The following is a 15,032-nucleotide window of genomic DNA, read 5'->3' on the forward strand; positions in this document are numbered from 1 at the left end:
GGTCTAGAAGGGTGGCGGGTCGTCGCCGTAGTCGGTTGGGTCCGGGTCCGCGGCCGGTCCCTGAGACGACCGTCCGATTGCAGCGGGTCCCGCGGCTTCCCCATCTGGTCTCCCGTCTGGTCCGGCGCTAAGTCCTGTGGCCAGGGTGAGGTGCGGATCGGTCCGGTAGGTCCGGCCTCCCGGTGACGTCCACTCAATAATTCCGGGACTGTGTTGGTGTGCTTTCCAGAAGCCCCGGGACTTGAACATGTGATGCCGCTTGCACAAGTGCTCCAGGTTGTCATGATCGGTGCTCCCGCCGTGGGACCAGGGTTTGGTGTGATCAATTTCGGCGATCACGGCGTTGGTCCGGCATCCCGGGAACCGGCAGGTTCCGTCCCGGGCCCGCAGCCAGCGCTGCAGCCCGGCAGGTACTTTCCGCCGCCGCCCGACCCGCAGGATCTCGTCAGTGGCCGGGTTTCGTTCCACCGGGGTCCAGTGCGCTGCCTGCCGGGCCAAACGGCGGGCAGTTTCGGGGCTGATCGGCCCGTATCCGTGCAGTTCGGCAGGCTGTTCATCAGCACCGAACAGGGTCTCGGCGGTGATCAGGACCAAGATCTCGGTGCGGGCCCGGGCACGTGCCCGGGCATGGTTGTCCTTGGTACCGCGGCTGTCCCTGACCCTGTCCCTGCGGTCCCGGTCGCCCGGGCCGTTGCCGTTGTGGCCGGCTTGGGTGTTCCGCCGGTCTTTGTCGCCAGAGCCGGGGTTGCATCTGTCCCCGTCACCGGTGTCCGCTTCGCTGGCAGGCTCACTTCGTTCGAGGTTATGGCTGTGCGTTGCATCCTCGTCACCGTCGAGCAGGTCAGCCAGAATGTCCGCCCGCAGCTGATCCACTCCCCGCGGATCCCCCGCACCCTGCTCACCCCGCGCCGCCGTGGTCAGCTGCGTATAAACCAGCTGCGCCCTCGCAGCCGGCAACAACGCCGACAACCACGACATCCCGTCCTCATCCGGCACCAAACACACCCGCCGGCGTTCAAAAGCACTCTTATGCCGGACCGGAACGGTCTCCGGATACCGATTCTCCCGCAACCTTCTGGCCTTCACCCGGAACTGGGACGATGTCTGCCCCGCACCCGCGGCCTCCAGCAGGGAAGCCTCGAAGGCGGCCAGTTCGGAGTCTGGGACGTTCTGGGATTGGTCCAGCACCGTCTGCACATGCCCGTAACCCAGGGCCCCGTCCTCCAGCCGGGCCAGGGTTGAGGTGTGGGTGGTGCACAACCGTCCCGCCTCACTCATCAGCATCTTCGCGGTGTTCGTGGGAAGGTGCAGGATGGCTGCGGCTTCCTCCGCGGCCAGGCTAAAGGTCAGGGTCGGATCTTCCCGGCCAACATCTTCGAGCAGCTCATCACGGAAGAGGGTTTCCATCCGGTGCAGCACCTTGGCCTGCTGGGCCTGCGCCCACCGCACCAACGCATCCAACCGGGACAACACCACACTGGCTTCATCCTGGGTCAAGGCCTCCGCACCCTGCAGGACCAACGAACCGGTAAGACCGTCGCGGTACGACGGATCTATGTGAGCGGTACCGGGATCCCTCGGGGCACTGTCCGGCTCAGCGTTGTAAATCGACAGGCTCGGGCCGGCATGCTGCCCGGCACCGAATGCTTCACCGGTGCCGCCGCGTCGAAAAGATCCGTTCTGATCCATGACTTCAGGCTGCCACCTGCCACCGACATTTCCGTCCCGAAAACAGCCCCAAAAGCGCCCAAAACAGAGACTTTCGAGAGCTCAAGATACCCGTCTTTTCGGAAGAACTACTTGGGAAAGGGAGCGCTTACCTGCGGAGCAGTCGCCAGAGGATGCACATCTGGGTCATTGAAGGGCTCGGTCCCAGCACAGCCAACCGAACCAACACAAAAGCGTGGACCACCCCCTGAATAACCAGGAGCCGGTCCACGCTTCGTGCCTGAGAGTCAGGAAGCTTCGAAACCCGTCAGCCCGCGTGAGCCACGGCAGGAACCTTCAGCAGGTCCTCCTTGGCCGGACGGATCATAAAGAAGCCAATCGGTGCGGCCAGAAGAATCGCCGCACCTGCCCACATGAATGCCGACGAATATCCGCTGACCAAGGCACCGGCCTGGGCTCCGGGGAGCACCTCGTTGCTGCTGAGGTACGCCGTCATGGCGGCGGTATAGATAGCCGTGAACAGGGCCGTGCCAATGGAACCGCCAATCTGCTGTGTGGCGGAAACAGCGGCACTGGCAACGCCGGCGTCGTGCTCGTCAATCCCGGCGAGCGCAACGTTCTGCAGCGGAACAAAAATCATCGCCAGGCCGAAGCCCAGAAGAATCAGCCCGGGCAGGACCTCCAGGGCGTAGTTGCCCTCCACAGTAATGAAGGACAACCAGAAGAGGCCGACAGCGCCAACCACAGGCCCCACCGTCATCGGCAGGCGGACACCCGTGCGGGGCAGGAACTTGGACAGCACGCCTGCACCAGCGGTGATAGCGAGCGTCATCGGAAGCGACGCCAAGCCGGACTTCAGCGGTGAGTAGCCCAGGACAATCTGGAAGTAGAAGACGAGGAAGAGGATTCCGCCCAACAGGGCTGCGCCGGTCAGGGCCGAAATCAGGAAAGCACCGCCGCGGACCCGGTTGGCCAGCACGCGCAGGGGAAGCAGCGGGTTGGATACCTTGGATTCCACAAACACGAAGGCAGCGAGAACGACGGCGCCGGCTGCCAGGAAGCCGATGGTTTCCACCCGCGCCCAACCGTTTTCAGCCTGGGCGAAACCGTAGACCAGCGAGGCGAGTCCGGCAACGACGAGGATGGCACCGGGAAGGTCGTAGCGAGTGTTGCCGTGGGCCTTGCTCTCACGGATCAAAGGCAGACCGGCAGCCATGGCGACGACGGCGATGGGGACGTTCACGAGCAGGCACCAGGTCCAGGAAGCGTACTGCGTCAGGACGCCGCCAAGCAGCAGGCCGATGGCTGCACCGCCGCCGCCAATCGCGCCGTACACGGCGAAGGCTTTGATACGGTCCTTGCCCGACGGGAACGTGATGGTCAGAATTGCCAGCGACGCCGGTGCCAGGAGTGCAGCAAACGCACCCTGCAGGCCACGGGCGGCAAGCAGCATTTCAGTACTGGAAGCAAAGCCGCCCAGCGCTGAGGCAAGGGCAAACCCAAACATGCCCACCATGAAGGTGCGCTTGCGGCCCCAGTAGTCCGCGATGCGTCCGCCAAGAAGCAGCAGGGACCCGAAGGCCAGGGCGTAAATGGTGACTACCCAGGTCCGGTCGCCGTCGGACATGCCGAGATCCAACTGGGCGTCCGGCAGGGCGATGTTGACGATTGTCCCGTCAAGGACCACCATCAGCTGGGCCAGGGCGAGAACAGACAAGAGGAGCCAGCGGTGCGGATGCGCCGAGTGGTCAACGGCCGGAGGCGATCCGGCGGGGGTGGTGCGGTCCATGTACGGGAAATCCTCATTCAAAACGAACTGGTTGGTTGGCTTAGCTAGACTACAGGCATGAGAAGCGACGGCGAAGCAACACGGGCCAGAATCATGGCTGCAGCACGGACTGAGTTTGCCCGGTATGGACTGGCCGGCGCACGTGTGGACCGGATAGCCGCGGAGGCCAAAGCCAGCAAGGAGCGCCTCTATGCCTACTTCGGCGACAAACGCTCGCTCTTTGCCGCTGTGCTGAAGGACAACCTGCAGGAAACTACGGATCAGGTTTCGAGGGACGCCACAGACTTGCCGGGATTCGTCGGCGCGATGTTTGACCACGCCGTGGAAGAACCCGAGCACCTGCGCATGCTGGACTGGGCACGGCTTGAAGAGGAGCCCAACCTGCTCCCGCCGACACCGTGCGGCCGACCAGGCCCCCGCAACGAAGACATCGTCAGCGCCCAGAAACAAGGCCTCATCGATCCAGACTGGGACCCGGACGAGTTAATGGTTCTGCTCTTCTCCCTGGCCACGGCCTGGGCACAGTCACCTGAAACCCTCTTCACGGGAAAGCCGGAAGGGTCCGGCAAATCACGGGACCGGCGCCGAAAAGCTGCCGTTGCCGCGGCCCGCCGCCTCCTGGAGCCAACGCCGCAGACCCAACAGAGGCACTGACCGCGAACGGGTGACACCAGCTACCGCAATACGGCGACTTGGTTCATTGGCTCATCCCCCGTGCATTGCCATACTGGGAAAGTCTTCGCACGATTCCTCCTCTGCCGAAAGGCCACCCTGTGCCAGAGCGAACCATCGTCATCACCGGGGCAAGCGACGGCATCGGTGCCGCAGCAGCCCGCAGCCTGCACAGCTTAGGCAACCGGGTCGTCGTCGTCGGCCGGTCGCCGGAGAAGACCGCCGCCGTAGCCCGGGATCTGGGCGGCGCCGACTATTACTTGTCGGATTTCTCCCGACTCGACGACGTTCGCGCCTTGGCTGCCACACTGCTGGAGCGCTATCCGCGCATCGACGTCCTCGCCAATAATGCCGGCGGCATCATGGGCCGGCGTGAAGAAACCGAGGACGGCCACGAAAAGACACTGCAGGTGAATCATCTGGCCCCGTTCCTGCTCACCAATCTGCTGCTGGACCGGCTGACGGAATCACAGGCAACCGTCGTCAACACGTCCAGCGCGGCCAACAGCATCTTCGCCCGTTTCGATATCAACGATCTGGAGTCCCGCCGAAACTACACGCCCAACCGCGCGTACGGAAACGCGAAGCTGGCCAACATCCTGTTCACCCGGGAACTGGATGCCCGGTACCGTGCCCGGGGCCATTTCAACCGCAGCCTTTCATCCCGGCGCGGTGGCAACATCTTTCGCCGCTGAATCCACCACAATGATGCGCCTGGTGTACCGGACGGTCCTCAACCGATTCCTGATTTCCCCCGAGCAGGGCGCAGAAACGCTGGTATGGCTGGCCACTGCGGACCCGGGACAGGACTGGCAGCCCGGCAAGTATTACTACAAGTGCAAAATCTCCACCGCCAATAAGGACGCTTACGACGCAGCCCTGTCCGCCCGGCTGTGGGCAGAAAGCGCCCGGATGGTGGGACTGCCGGACGACTGACGGGTCGTGGCGGGGCTTGGCCTCTGTTACCCGCGCACAGGCTTGGCTACCGTTGGAGAACGGGGGTGGCCGCCGAGGAGTGAGCACCTATGTACGACTCATCCGGCATCAACGTTTCAGTGCCGCCGTCCGGGCCGGGCTGCGTGGAATGCAGTGCGGACGGGGGCTGGTGGTTCCACCTGCGCCGGTGTGCCGAATGCGGCCATATCGGCTGCTGCGACAACTCTCCGGGACAGCATGCCACCGGCCACGAGCAGTCAACCGGCCATCCGGTGATCCGCAGCTATGAACCCGGTGAAGCCTGGTTCTGGGATTACCGGACCAGTTCCGTCTTTGCGGGCCCGGAGCTCGCGCCGCCGCTAAGCCATCCGCTGAGCCAGAGCGTGCCCGGGCCCGCTGAAAAAGTTCCACCCGGTTGGCAGAGTGAACTGCACTAGTCAGCGCCGCCCGCTGACCTGGGTTTCAGGCGATTGGTGCACAAATCACGTCAGTCAAAACCGCACGTGCCGCTGGCGTAATCTGGAGTCATGGCACGCACATACATAGTCACTGGATCAGGATCGGGAATCGGCGCCGCTACAGCCGAACTGCTGCGCGAACGCGGCAACACCGTTGTGGGAGTGGATCTTCGCGGTGCTGAGGTCGAAGCGGACCTGAGCACTGCCGAAGGCCGCCGCACAGCGGTTGACAAGGCTGTGGAGCTCGCCGGCGGCAAGGTGGATGCAGTCATTGCCTGTGCAGGCATCTCTGCACCCGCGCCCATCACGGTTGCCGTCAACTTCTTCGGAGTTACCGAATTCCTCGAAATGCTGGCCCCCACGCTGGCCAAGAGCGATGCGCCGCGGGCGGCCGTCGTCAGTTCCATGGCGTCGCTCCAGCCCAACTCCCCCGAGCTCGTTGACGCAATGCTGGCAGGCGACGAGGCCCGTGCGCTGGAAATCGGTGCCGCCCTCGCCGAGCAGGGTCCCCGCGTTGGATACCTCAACTACCCCTCCTCCAAGCGGGCACTCAGCCGCTGGGTTCGCCGCGCAAGCGTCACCGACACCTGGGCCGGCGCCGGCATCCCCCTGAACGCCGTTGCCCCGGGCACCGTGCTCTCGGCAATGACCAAGGAACTGCTGTCCACCCTCGAGGGACGCGAAATGGTGGACTCCTCAGTCCCCATGCCGCTGAACGGGCATTCCGACCCCATTGTCATTGCACGCCTGCTCGCCTGGCTGACCAGCGAAGAGAACACGCACACCACGGGTCAGACCATCTACACCGACGGCGGCGCAGACGCCACGCTGCGCGGAGACGACATCTGGGGCGCATAGCAGGTACCCCCTGACCGGCTGTTACTTCTGTCGGACAACCGTTGAAGCAGCCCCGGAACTCTTGTTCCGGGGCTGCTTTTGCTTGCGGCGCAGGATGCCCAGCCGCAGGGACAGGTACGCAAGGCCCCCCGCAGGGATCGGCAGCCAGAACTGCACCAGCCGCCAGGACAGCACTCCCAGGACGGCAGCATGGTCCGGCGCGCCAAAGGCCACGAGCATGGGCACCAGCACTCCCTCCACCAACCCGAGGCCGCCCGGGGTGAGCGGCGCCAGGGCCACCAGGTTGGCGAGCGAATAGGCCAGCAGCAGTTCTGCGGGATGAAGGACGTGCCCGTAGGCGGCGAGGAAAACCCAGAGGCACGCAGCGTCGAGCACATAACGCAGCGCGGCGAGGACCACCGCTGCCGCGAACCTGCGCGGGTCCCCGCGGAACATCTGAACCTCGGCAGCGATCGTCCGCACAAACTGCTCGGCTGAGGCGGGAGAAATCACCCTGATGGTTCGGGCCGCACTGCTTGCGATGCGGACAGCTCCGTCCAAATGCCGGTCCAGCACCGTGAGCACGGCCACGGACAACACCAGCAGCCCCAGGACCACGGCCCCGGCAGTACTGAGATAGCGTCCTGCCGCAGAGGTGCTGTGAACCGTCAGCAGTCCCGCACTGAACAGACCGGCCAGCACCAGATTGGCTCCAACCACCTGGACGGTCGCGGCGCTCAGCGCGTTTTCTGACTGCACTCCGCACCGGGTAAGCAGGCGGAAGCGGGCGGCCGCCGACGTCGTCCCGCCGCCGGGAACGGTGTGGTTGACGGCCAGGTCTGCGAGATCAATGCGGAACAGGGTGAAGAATCCCGGACGCTCCTCTCCCGGCAGTACCTCGCGGGTGAGCCAGCTGTAGCTGGCCAGTGATCCCGTCTCCAGGAGTACGGCGAGAAGAACAAGGATGACCGGCAATCCCAGGACGGCGGAAACAATATTCCCTGATCCAGCCAGCTGCGGCAGGACGATGTATTCGACTACCAGCACGACAGCCAGTACAGCGGCCGCCCACCTCAGCAGCCGTGAATGCGCCAAACGGTGCCAGGCCTGGTGCAGGTGCTGGGGCATCCTTCAAGAACAGCAGAAGGGCGGCGTCCAGACCAGAGCGGAGGGGAACGCGCCCCCTGTGAAGTTCCATCACAAGAGAGCCGGGCCCAAACTTGCCCTCCGCAGCAATTTTCTGACACGATGTTGGCATGATGCTGACACAGTGTTGGCATATGTATCCACAACCCACGGAGATTCCCATGTTTTTAGCGCTGCGTGAACTGCGCTTCGCCAGGGCCCGGTTTGGCCTGATGGGCGGCGTCATTGCCCTCATCGCCATCCTGATGGTCCTGCTGTCCGGCCTGTCCTCCGGTCTCGTCAATGACGGCGTCTCCGGGCTCAAGTCCATGCCCGCCACAGCTTTCGCTTTCAATGAAGGCACCAAGACCGACAACGCGTTCTCGCGAAGCGTCGTCGATGAGTCCCAGGCCGAAGCATGGCGCAGCCAGCCCGGCGTTGCGGATGTCACACTGATGGGTGCTTCCATGATGAACGGCACCACCGGTGACGGCACCCAGGTTGACCTTTCCCTCTTCGGTGTTGATTCCGACGCCTTCCTCGCGCCGGAAATCGGTGAGGGACGCGCGGTGTCCGCGCCGAACGAAATTGTTGTCTCCCCTACGGGAGCAGATGAAGGGCTGGAGCTGGGCTCCGTTGTCACCCTGGAGCGGATCGGCACGGAGCTGACCGTGGTTGGCTACACAGCCGATCAGGCCACCTTCGGGCACGTGACCGTTGCCTACCTTCCCCTCAGCACCTGGCAGTACATTGCCGGCGGCGACGCGGCCCCCGGGGCACCCTCGGAGGCCGACACCTCCGATACGTCGTTCAACACGGCCAGCACCGTGGCGCTGCTCGCCGAGGACGGTGCCGATATTGACTTCGCTGCAGGTGACGAAGCTGCCGGAACCGTCACATCCACCCTGAAGGAATCCTTCAATGCGTCCCCCGGCTACAGTGCAGAAACCCTGACCCTGCAGATGATCCAGGTTTTCCTGTACGCCATCTGCGCACTCGTTGTCGGAGCCTTCTTCACCGTGTGGACCGTCCAGCGGAAGCACGAACTGGCCGTCCTGCGTGCCATCGGCGCCTCAACCGGCTACCTGCTGCGCGACGGTCTGGCCCAAGCTGCCATCGTCCTGGTTGGCTTCACCGCCGCCGGCGTGCTGCTTGGCCTCGGGATGGGTGCCGGGTTGTCCGGCACTGCCATGCCGTTCGCCCTGGAAGCCGGCCCCATTGGCCTCGCCACGGCTCTGACCATCCTGCTGGGACTGATCGGCGCCGCCGCCGCCATCATTCGAATTTCCCGGGTTGACCCCCTGGCTGCTCTGGGAGGACAGCGATGAATACAACGACCGAACCAATCACGGACACTGCCCTGGGGCTGGTGATCGAGGGAGCCAGCCTGGCCCTCGGCGACGGTGACGCCACCGTACAGGCCCTGGATAATATCTCCCTCACGGTTCGCCCGGGCGAGCTTGTCGCCGTCGTCGGACCCTCCGGAGCCGGCAAGTCGAGCCTTCTCGCCGCGGCCGGCGCTCTCACCAGCCCCGACGCCGGAACCATCTCCATCAACGGAACAGACCTCGCAACGCTGAACAGTGCTGCCCGCGCCCGCTTCCGGCTGCGTAACATCGGCTTTGTCTTTCAGTCCGGGAACCTGATTCCGGCACTGACGGCCGGTGAGCAGCTGGAACTGGTGCACCGGATGGCGTTCGGCAAGAAGAGCTTCGACCCGCGGGAGCTGCTCGCAGCAGTTGGAATGGACCACAAGCTCAAGAGCCGGCCCGACCAGCTCTCCGGCGGTGAACGCCAGCGCGTGGGAATTGCCCGGGCCCTCGTGACCCGTCCGCCGCTGCTGCTGGTGGACGAACCCACGGCTGCCCTGGACCGGCGCCGCAGCCAGGAGGTCGTAGCTCTGCTGGCCCGCGAAACCGCTGAGCGCGGCGTTGCTACAGTTATGGTGACGCACGATCATGACGTTCTCCACCACTGCCACCGCGTGGTGGAGATGGTTGACGGACGGCTCATCAGCTAGATATCAAACACAGCAAGTAACAGGAGAGCATGTGCCCCGCATAACCGCCCCCACGGTCGCAGAACACCGTGCGGCCCAGCAACGGGCGCTTCTTGATGCGGCACGCACTCTGCTGGCACGAACGGGTGAGGCTCCCAGCATGGCCGATGTGGCCGCGCTGGCGGGCCTCGCCCGCCCCAGTGCCTACCAGTACTACAAGTCCAGGCAGGACCTCCTGCATGCACTTGTCCTGGATGTCTTTCCCCGCTGGGCACAGCGGGTGGAAGAAGCCATGCGTGCCCAGCCCGAACCGGCCGACCGCATTCTCGCCTACGTCCTGACCAATATTGCCCTGGTTGCCGAAGGCGAGCATGCCGTGGGCAATGCACTGGCCGCCGTGGCGCCCAGTGAGGAACTAAACACCCAAAGCGCCATCATGCATTCACAACTTCTGGATCCGCTGGTCGGCACGCTCCGCGAGCTGGGCGCCGAGGACCCGGCGGCCACGGCGGAACTGATCAACGGCATTGTTCACACAGCCACCAAGCAGCTGGAGTCAGGCACACCGCAGCAGGCCGTGAATGCACGCGTCACCGAGCTCCTGGAACCCTACGTCCGGCAGCACCGCAGCGAAGATGCCGGAGAGCAGCAGCCATGAATGACCCCCGCACCGGGACCAACACCGCCTCCCCCGGCACCTCTGCCGCTGAGTCCCCGTCCCGCACCGGCCGCAGCAGCAGGACAGTGATTCTGGCCCTCGACGTCGTACTCATCATCCTGTTCGCCGCGCTGGGACGGGACACCCACGAGCACGGGCTGGATCCGGCCGGCATCCTCGTCACCGCCTCTCCGTTCCTGGCAGCCTGCCTGGCCGGCTGGGTACTCCTGGCCCGCTGGAACTCCCCGGCGTCGCTGTGGCCGGCAGGTGTCGCCCTGTGGCTCATCACCGTGGTTGCCGGACTCGGTGTGCGGGCGCTTTTCGGCGGCGGCGTCGCCCTGAGCTTCGCCGTCGTGACACTGTGCGTCCTCGGCGCCTTCCTGCTGATTCCGCGCGCGGCCGCGCATCTGTGGGCCCGTAGGAAGCGCTGACCCGCTGCTTCTTCCTGCAGCAAGCGCCGGTGCTTCCGATAGGCTCGCAGTAGTGCGGCCTCCAGCACCGAAGCATCAGCCTCCACCCCAGCCAGCATTTTCGAAAGGCTCACCATGATCACCGCTTTTGTCCTCATCCAGACTGACTCCGCCCGCATCCCCGAGTGTGCCGAGGAGATCTCGGAGATCGAAGGCATCAGTGAGGTCTACTCAGTCACCGGCGAATGGGACCTCATCGCCATCGCCCGGGTACGCCGCCACGAGGATCTCGCCGACGCGATCGCCAACCGGCTCTCCAAGGTCAACGGCGTCATCGGCACAACCACCCAGATCGCTTTCCGCGCGTACTCCAAGCACGATTTGGACGCCGCTTTTTCCCTGGGATTCGATAGCTGACATCGCCTGATTCCGCGTTGCATATCACAAAATAGCGGCAGGCGGAACACGATTTCATAACAATTCATAAGGCCCTTACCTCCCCCGGCCAGGGTGGGTAAGGGCCTTTCCCGGATGATGTCCGGCACCATATCTGTCGTTATGGGGACACATTTCGGACGCGAAAACCGACGCACCCGGCGGGACCAAAACGGCTGAATAGAACCAGGTTTTTTCTTCCCCCGGTACTACTGGGTGACCTCGATCCAACGGTCAAGAGCCGCCTGGGCCGCACCGGAGTCGATCGCCTTTTCTGCACGGCGGATCCCCTCCGCCAAACGTTCCGGCAGGCCCGCGTCCGCCTGCGGGTCCAGTGCAACCAGCGCGGCACCGGCGTTGAGGACAACGGCGTCACGGACCGGCCCCTTGTCACCGGCCAGCACACTGCGCACCACTGCGGCGTTCGCGGAAGCATCCCCGCCCCGCAGATCGTCCAGGGTCGCCCGGGGGATCCCGAGGTCCAGGGGATCCACCGTTGACACCTCTACGGCCCCGTTACGGACTTCCCAGACAGTGGAGGCGCCCGTCGTCGTCATTTCATCCAGGCCGTCATCCCCGCGGAAGACGAGGGCGCGAACTCCGCGGGCCGCCAGGACTCCGGCCATCAGGGGTGCCAGCCGAGCATCGGCCACCCCGATCGCGGAAGCGGCGGGGCGGGACGGGTTGGTGAGCGGTCCCATGAAGTTGAAGGCAGTGGACACACCCATTTCCCGCCTCGGCACAGCTGCGTGCCGCATGGACGGATGGAAGACCTGAGCGAAACAGAAGGTGATGCCGGCCGTGGCCGCTGCCTCCGCCACCCGGTCTACGGGGAGGTCCAGGCGCACCCCGAGTGCCTCTATGACGTCAGCGGATCCCGACGACGACGACGCTGCCCGGTTGCCGTGCTTGACCACTTTCGCTCCGGCCCCGGCGCAGACGAGGGCGGCCATGGAGGAGATATTCACTGTGTTGTGCCGGTCACCTCCCGTGCCGACGATGTCCAGGGTCTCCCCCGGAATATCGATGGGACGGGAGTTCTCCAGCATGGCCTCCACCAGGCCGGTCAGTTCCTGGACCGTCTCCCCCTTGGACCGCAGGGCCACCAGGAAGCCTGCCATCTGGGCGTCCGAGGCTTCGCCGGCCATGATGGAATTCATTGCCCATCGCGTCTGTTCAGTGCGCAGATCCTGACGCAAAATCAGGGCGTTGATGAGCGTCGGCCAAGTGTGTTCGGAGCTCGGATTCGTAGTCACATCCCCTAGGTTATCTACGAATCGTAGAAAAAGCGGATTTGTTTCTGACGAGCCACTTCCGCGCCGTTACTGGGATCCGCGGGGTTTCGGCACTATTTTGACGCGCCGACCGTCTATATCTGTTGGAGAACTGGAGAGTTTTACGTCCATAATGTCTATGTGACAACAGCGACCCATGCCCCCAGTACCCCGGCTCACCCCACGCTGAACCGCCCCAATATGGTTTCCGTCGGAACCGTAGTGTGGCTGGCCAGCGAACTGATGTTTTTCGCCGCTCTCTTCGCCATGTATTTCACCCTTCGCTCCACTTCGAGCGATCTGTGGGCCATGGAGACCGAGAAGCTCAACGTTCCGTTTGCGTTGGCGAACACGGTGATCCTTGTTCTTAGTTCCGTTACCTGCCAGTTCGGCGTCTTTGCCGCAGAACGTCTTCAGCCGCGCCGCACGGGAGGACTCTTCCAAGTTTCCCGCTGGGGCATGGTCGAGTGGTTCCTCCTCACCTTCCTCATGGGTGCAGTCTTCGTGTCCGTCCAGGCTTACGAATACGCGATGCTCGTTACCGAAGGGGTGTCGATCTCCTCGAACTCCTACGGTTCCTCGTTCTACCTGACCACGGGCTTCCACGGCCTCCACGTCGCCGGTGGACTCATCGCGTTCCTGTTCATCATCGGACGTGCCTACGCAGCGAAGCGTTTTGGACACTTTGAAGCCACCTCCGCGATCGTGACCTCGTACTACTGGCACTTCGTGGACGTAGTCTGGATTGCCCTGTTCGTCATCATCTACTTCCTCAAGTAACACCTGCTTGAGTCGGCAATTACCAAAGAAATCCACAGTGGCACCAGCACACCAAAGACCACACAAGTTAGGAACCACCAAGTGAAGGCACTATCGCAAAGGCGACGTCATCCCCTAGCAGCAGTTGCGCTGCTGCTGCTGGGACTCCTCGTTACGGGTGGGCTCTACGCAGCTGTCAGCGGGGCCAATGAGGCCCAGGCTGCCAGCACCGCCTACACGGCCGATGACGAAGACCAGGGCGAGAAGCTCTTCATCGCCAACTGCGCCACCTGCCACGGCATGGACGCATCGGGATCCGCCAACGGTCCCTCGCTCATCGGCGTGGGAGCCGCATCCGTCGACTTCCAGGTCGGCACCGGCCGTATGCCCATGGCCATGCAGGGCCCGCAGGCACAGCAGAAGCCCGTTCAGTTCACTGAAGAACAGACCAGCCAGCTTGCCGCTTACGTGGCAAGCCTCGGTGCCGGTCCTGCCGTGCCGGACGCTGAAACCGTCGACGCAGCCGGCGGCAACGCTGCCGAGGGCGGCGAGCTGTTCCGCGTCAACTGCGCCATGTGCCACAACGCAGCAGGCGCCGGCGGTGCCCTGACGCAGGGCAAGTTCGCTCCCTCCCTGGAGGGCGTCTCGGAGAAGCACATCTACGAGGCCATGGTCACAGGCCCGCAGAACATGCCCGTCTTCAACGACGCCAACGTCTCCCCCGAGGACAAGCAGAGCATCATCGCCTTCCTGAAGAACATTGAAGCCAACGGCTCCCCGGGCGGTGCCGAACTCGGCTCGCTGGGTCCGGTTTCCGAAGGCCTGTTCATCTGGACGGCCGGCCTCGGCCTCGTCATTGCTTTCACCATTTGGTTGACCTCCCGGTCTTCCTAGACATCACCCGCGCTCACCCCCCGGGGTGACATCACAGTTACACATAGGTCTATAAATGCAGTTTCAAGAGAAGGATGAGGGGGATCATGGGCGACCATAGTCACGGCAGTCCGAACACCTCGGGCACCGTCGCTACGGCTGGCCAGGACGGCGAAGAGAAGTTCCGGAATCCCGGTCTTCCTCCGCACCGTCCTCGCCTGGCCGATACGAATCCCCAGGCTGAGAAGCGCGCCGAAAAGCAGGTGGCGGCACTGTTCGTCATCTCCATCATCGGTACGCTCGTGTTTTTCATCGGGTACTTCGGCATCAAGCTCGAAGGCGGCCACACCATTGCCGACATCCGGGTGCAGAACCTGCTCCTGGGGCTGGGTACCGCCTTCGCCATGCTGGGTATCGGCGTCGGTATTGTGCACTGGGCCAAGACGCTCATGCCGGACCACGAAGTCACCGAGGAACGGCATGAAATCCGTCCCGAGGAAGACCGTGTTATTGCAGAGAAGATGGTGGGCGACATCATCGAGGAAACGGGCATCAAGCGCCGTCCGCTGATCCGCAACACGCTTCTGGGCGCAATGGTCCTGGCACCGCTTCCGGCCATCGCGGTCTTCCGCGACCTCGGCCCGCTGCCCGGAGACACCCTGCGGCACACGATGTGGGCCGACGGCGTGCACCTGACGCGCGATCCCAGCGGAACCCGGATCAAGGCTTCGGACGTAACCCTGGGTTCGGCCTTCCACGTCATTCCCGAGGGCCTGAACGAATCCGAGCACAAGCTCGAGGAAAAGGCCAAGGCTGTTGTCCTGCTCATGCGCCTGGACCCGGAATCGCTCAACCCCTCCCCCGGACGCGAAGACTGGAACGTGGACGGCATTGTCGCCTACTCCAAGATCTGCACCCACGTTGGCTGCCCGGTGGCGCTGTACGAACAGCACACCCACCACCTGCTGTGCCCCTGCCACCAGTCCACCTTTGACCTCACGCAGGAATGCAAGGTCATTTTCGGACCGGCCGTTCACCCGCTTCCGCAGCTGCCCATCGCAGTCGATGAAGACGGTTACCTGATCGCCACCAGCGATTTCCATGAACCCGTTGGACCGAGCTACTGGGAGCGTGGCTAA

Annotated in this window: 15 protein-coding genes and 1 pseudogene; 12 read left to right on the plus strand and 4 right to left on the minus strand. The window is 63.9% G+C overall.

Going from position 1 to position 15,032, the window contains the following annotated elements; translation table 11 throughout:
• Positions 1-3: 3 nt before the first annotated feature.
• Positions 4-1,689: an HNH endonuclease signature motif containing protein gene (locus KG104_RS10195; protein ID WP_207346949.1), complete on the minus strand. Its 1,686-nt coding sequence runs from the start codon at positions 1,687-1,689 to the stop codon at positions 4-6.
• A 286-nt stretch (positions 1,690-1,975) separates the two neighbouring features.
• Positions 1,976-3,457, minus strand: a complete 1,482-nt coding sequence (locus KG104_RS10200) for an MFS transporter (protein WP_207346950.1) — start codon at positions 3,455-3,457, stop codon at positions 1,976-1,978.
• Positions 3,458-3,514: 57 nt separating this feature from the next.
• On the opposite strand from KG104_RS10200, the gene KG104_RS10205 reads away from it, so the two are divergent.
• The 4 genes and pseudogenes from KG104_RS10205 to KG104_RS10220 all read left to right on the plus strand — a co-directional run bounded on the left by KG104_RS10205 (position 3,515) and on the right by KG104_RS10220 (position 6,381).
• Positions 3,515-4,111 (plus strand): TetR/AcrR family transcriptional regulator, encoded by a 597-nt coding sequence (locus tag KG104_RS10205; RefSeq protein ID WP_207346951.1) that lies wholly within the window; start codon positions 3,515-3,517, stop codon positions 4,109-4,111.
• A gap of 119 nt (positions 4,112-4,230) precedes the next feature.
• A pseudogene (locus tag KG104_RS10210) lies at positions 4,231-5,065 on the plus strand (SDR family NAD(P)-dependent oxidoreductase).
• An 89-nt stretch (positions 5,066-5,154) separates the two neighbouring features.
• Positions 5,155-5,502, plus strand: coding sequence for a UBP-type zinc finger domain-containing protein (locus tag KG104_RS10215; RefSeq protein WP_207346952.1), 348 nt, complete (start codon positions 5,155-5,157; stop codon positions 5,500-5,502).
• Positions 5,503-5,592: 90 nt separating this feature from the next.
• Complete coding sequence (locus KG104_RS10220) at positions 5,593-6,381, plus strand: SDR family NAD(P)-dependent oxidoreductase (protein ID WP_207346953.1); 789 nt, start codon at positions 5,593-5,595, stop codon at positions 6,379-6,381.
• Between the two features lie 21 nt (positions 6,382-6,402).
• Here the strand turns inward: KG104_RS10220 and KG104_RS10225 are convergent, their stop codons facing one another.
• Positions 6,403-7,488: a lysylphosphatidylglycerol synthase transmembrane domain-containing protein gene (locus tag KG104_RS10225; protein WP_207346954.1), complete on the minus strand. Its 1,086-nt coding sequence runs from the start codon at positions 7,486-7,488 to the stop codon at positions 6,403-6,405.
• Positions 7,489-7,667: 179 nt separating this feature from the next.
• On the opposite strand from KG104_RS10225, the gene KG104_RS10230 reads away from it, so the two are divergent.
• The 5 genes from KG104_RS10230 to KG104_RS10250 all read left to right on the plus strand — a co-directional run bounded on the left by KG104_RS10230 (position 7,668) and on the right by KG104_RS10250 (position 10,969).
• Positions 7,668-8,813 (plus strand): ABC transporter permease, encoded by a 1,146-nt coding sequence (locus KG104_RS10230; protein WP_207346955.1) that lies wholly within the window; start codon positions 7,668-7,670, stop codon positions 8,811-8,813.
• Positions 8,810-9,505, plus strand: a complete 696-nt coding sequence (locus KG104_RS10235) for an ABC transporter ATP-binding protein (RefSeq protein ID WP_207346956.1) — start codon at positions 8,810-8,812, stop codon at positions 9,503-9,505. The genes KG104_RS10230 and KG104_RS10235 overlap by 4 nt, the downstream gene beginning before the upstream one ends.
• A gap of 31 nt (positions 9,506-9,536) precedes the next feature.
• Complete coding sequence (locus tag KG104_RS10240) at positions 9,537-10,142, plus strand: TetR/AcrR family transcriptional regulator (RefSeq protein ID WP_104054111.1); 606 nt, start codon at positions 9,537-9,539, stop codon at positions 10,140-10,142.
• Positions 10,139-10,573, plus strand: a complete 435-nt coding sequence (locus tag KG104_RS10245) for a DUF3054 domain-containing protein (RefSeq protein WP_207346957.1) — start codon at positions 10,139-10,141, stop codon at positions 10,571-10,573. Before KG104_RS10240 ends, KG104_RS10245 begins: the two co-directional genes overlap by 4 nt.
• 114 nt (positions 10,574-10,687) lie before the next feature.
• Positions 10,688-10,969: an Lrp/AsnC family transcriptional regulator gene (locus KG104_RS10250; protein ID WP_104054109.1), complete on the plus strand. Its 282-nt coding sequence runs from the start codon at positions 10,688-10,690 to the stop codon at positions 10,967-10,969.
• A 227-nt stretch (positions 10,970-11,196) separates the two neighbouring features.
• Here KG104_RS10250 and trpD read toward each other — a convergent pair whose 3' ends face one another.
• Positions 11,197-12,243, minus strand: coding sequence for an anthranilate phosphoribosyltransferase (gene trpD, locus KG104_RS10255; protein ID WP_207346958.1), 1,047 nt, complete (start codon positions 12,241-12,243; stop codon positions 11,197-11,199).
• Positions 12,244-12,402: 159 nt separating this feature from the next.
• On the opposite strand from trpD, the gene ctaE reads away from it, so the two are divergent.
• The 3 genes from ctaE to qcrA all read left to right on the plus strand — a co-directional run bounded on the left by ctaE (position 12,403) and on the right by qcrA (position 15,032).
• The gene (gene ctaE, locus KG104_RS10260; RefSeq protein WP_104054107.1) at positions 12,403-13,041 is read left to right on the plus strand and encodes an aa3-type cytochrome oxidase subunit III; all 639 of its coding nucleotides are present in this window, start codon (positions 12,403-12,405) and stop codon (positions 13,039-13,041) included.
• 81 nt (positions 13,042-13,122) lie between these two features.
• Positions 13,123-13,914 (plus strand): cytochrome bc1 complex diheme cytochrome c subunit, encoded by a 792-nt coding sequence (gene qcrC / locus KG104_RS10265; RefSeq protein ID WP_104054106.1) that lies wholly within the window; start codon positions 13,123-13,125, stop codon positions 13,912-13,914.
• A gap of 86 nt (positions 13,915-14,000) precedes the next feature.
• On the plus strand, positions 14,001-15,032 hold the full coding sequence (gene qcrA / locus KG104_RS10270; RefSeq protein ID WP_104054105.1) for a cytochrome bc1 complex Rieske iron-sulfur subunit: 1,032 nt from the start codon (positions 14,001-14,003) through the stop codon (positions 15,030-15,032).

This window comes from Arthrobacter sunyaminii (assembly GCF_018866305.1).
Classification (GTDB): domain Bacteria; phylum Actinomycetota; class Actinomycetes; order Actinomycetales; family Micrococcaceae; genus Arthrobacter_B; species Arthrobacter_B sunyaminii.

Bases quoted from the DNA above. Each gene is read 5' to 3' on its own strand.
- KG104_RS10195 (WP_207346949.1), bottom strand. From the start codon at position 1,689: ATGGATCAGAACGGATCTTTTCGACGCGGCGGCACCGGTGAAGCATTC.
- KG104_RS10200 (WP_207346950.1), bottom strand. From the start codon at position 3,457: ATGGACCGCACCACCCCCGCCGGATCGCCTCCGGCCGTTGACCACTCG.
- KG104_RS10205 (WP_207346951.1), top strand. From the start codon at position 3,515: ATGAGAAGCGACGGCGAAGCAACACGGGCCAGAATCATGGCTGCAGCA.
- KG104_RS10215 (WP_207346952.1), top strand. From the start codon at position 5,155: ATGTACGACTCATCCGGCATCAACGTTTCAGTGCCGCCGTCCGGGCCG.
- KG104_RS10220 (WP_207346953.1), top strand. From the start codon at position 5,593: ATGGCACGCACATACATAGTCACTGGATCAGGATCGGGAATCGGCGCC.
- KG104_RS10225 (WP_207346954.1), bottom strand. From the start codon at position 7,488: ATGCCCCAGCACCTGCACCAGGCCTGGCACCGTTTGGCGCATTCACGG.
- KG104_RS10230 (WP_207346955.1), top strand. From the start codon at position 7,668: ATGTTTTTAGCGCTGCGTGAACTGCGCTTCGCCAGGGCCCGGTTTGGC.
- KG104_RS10235 (WP_207346956.1), top strand. From the start codon at position 8,810: ATGAATACAACGACCGAACCAATCACGGACACTGCCCTGGGGCTGGTG.
- KG104_RS10245 (WP_207346957.1), top strand. From the start codon at position 10,139: ATGAATGACCCCCGCACCGGGACCAACACCGCCTCCCCCGGCACCTCT.
- KG104_RS10250 (WP_104054109.1), top strand. From the start codon at position 10,688: ATGATCACCGCTTTTGTCCTCATCCAGACTGACTCCGCCCGCATCCCC.
- qcrA (WP_104054105.1), top strand. From the start codon at position 14,001: ATGGGCGACCATAGTCACGGCAGTCCGAACACCTCGGGCACCGTCGCT.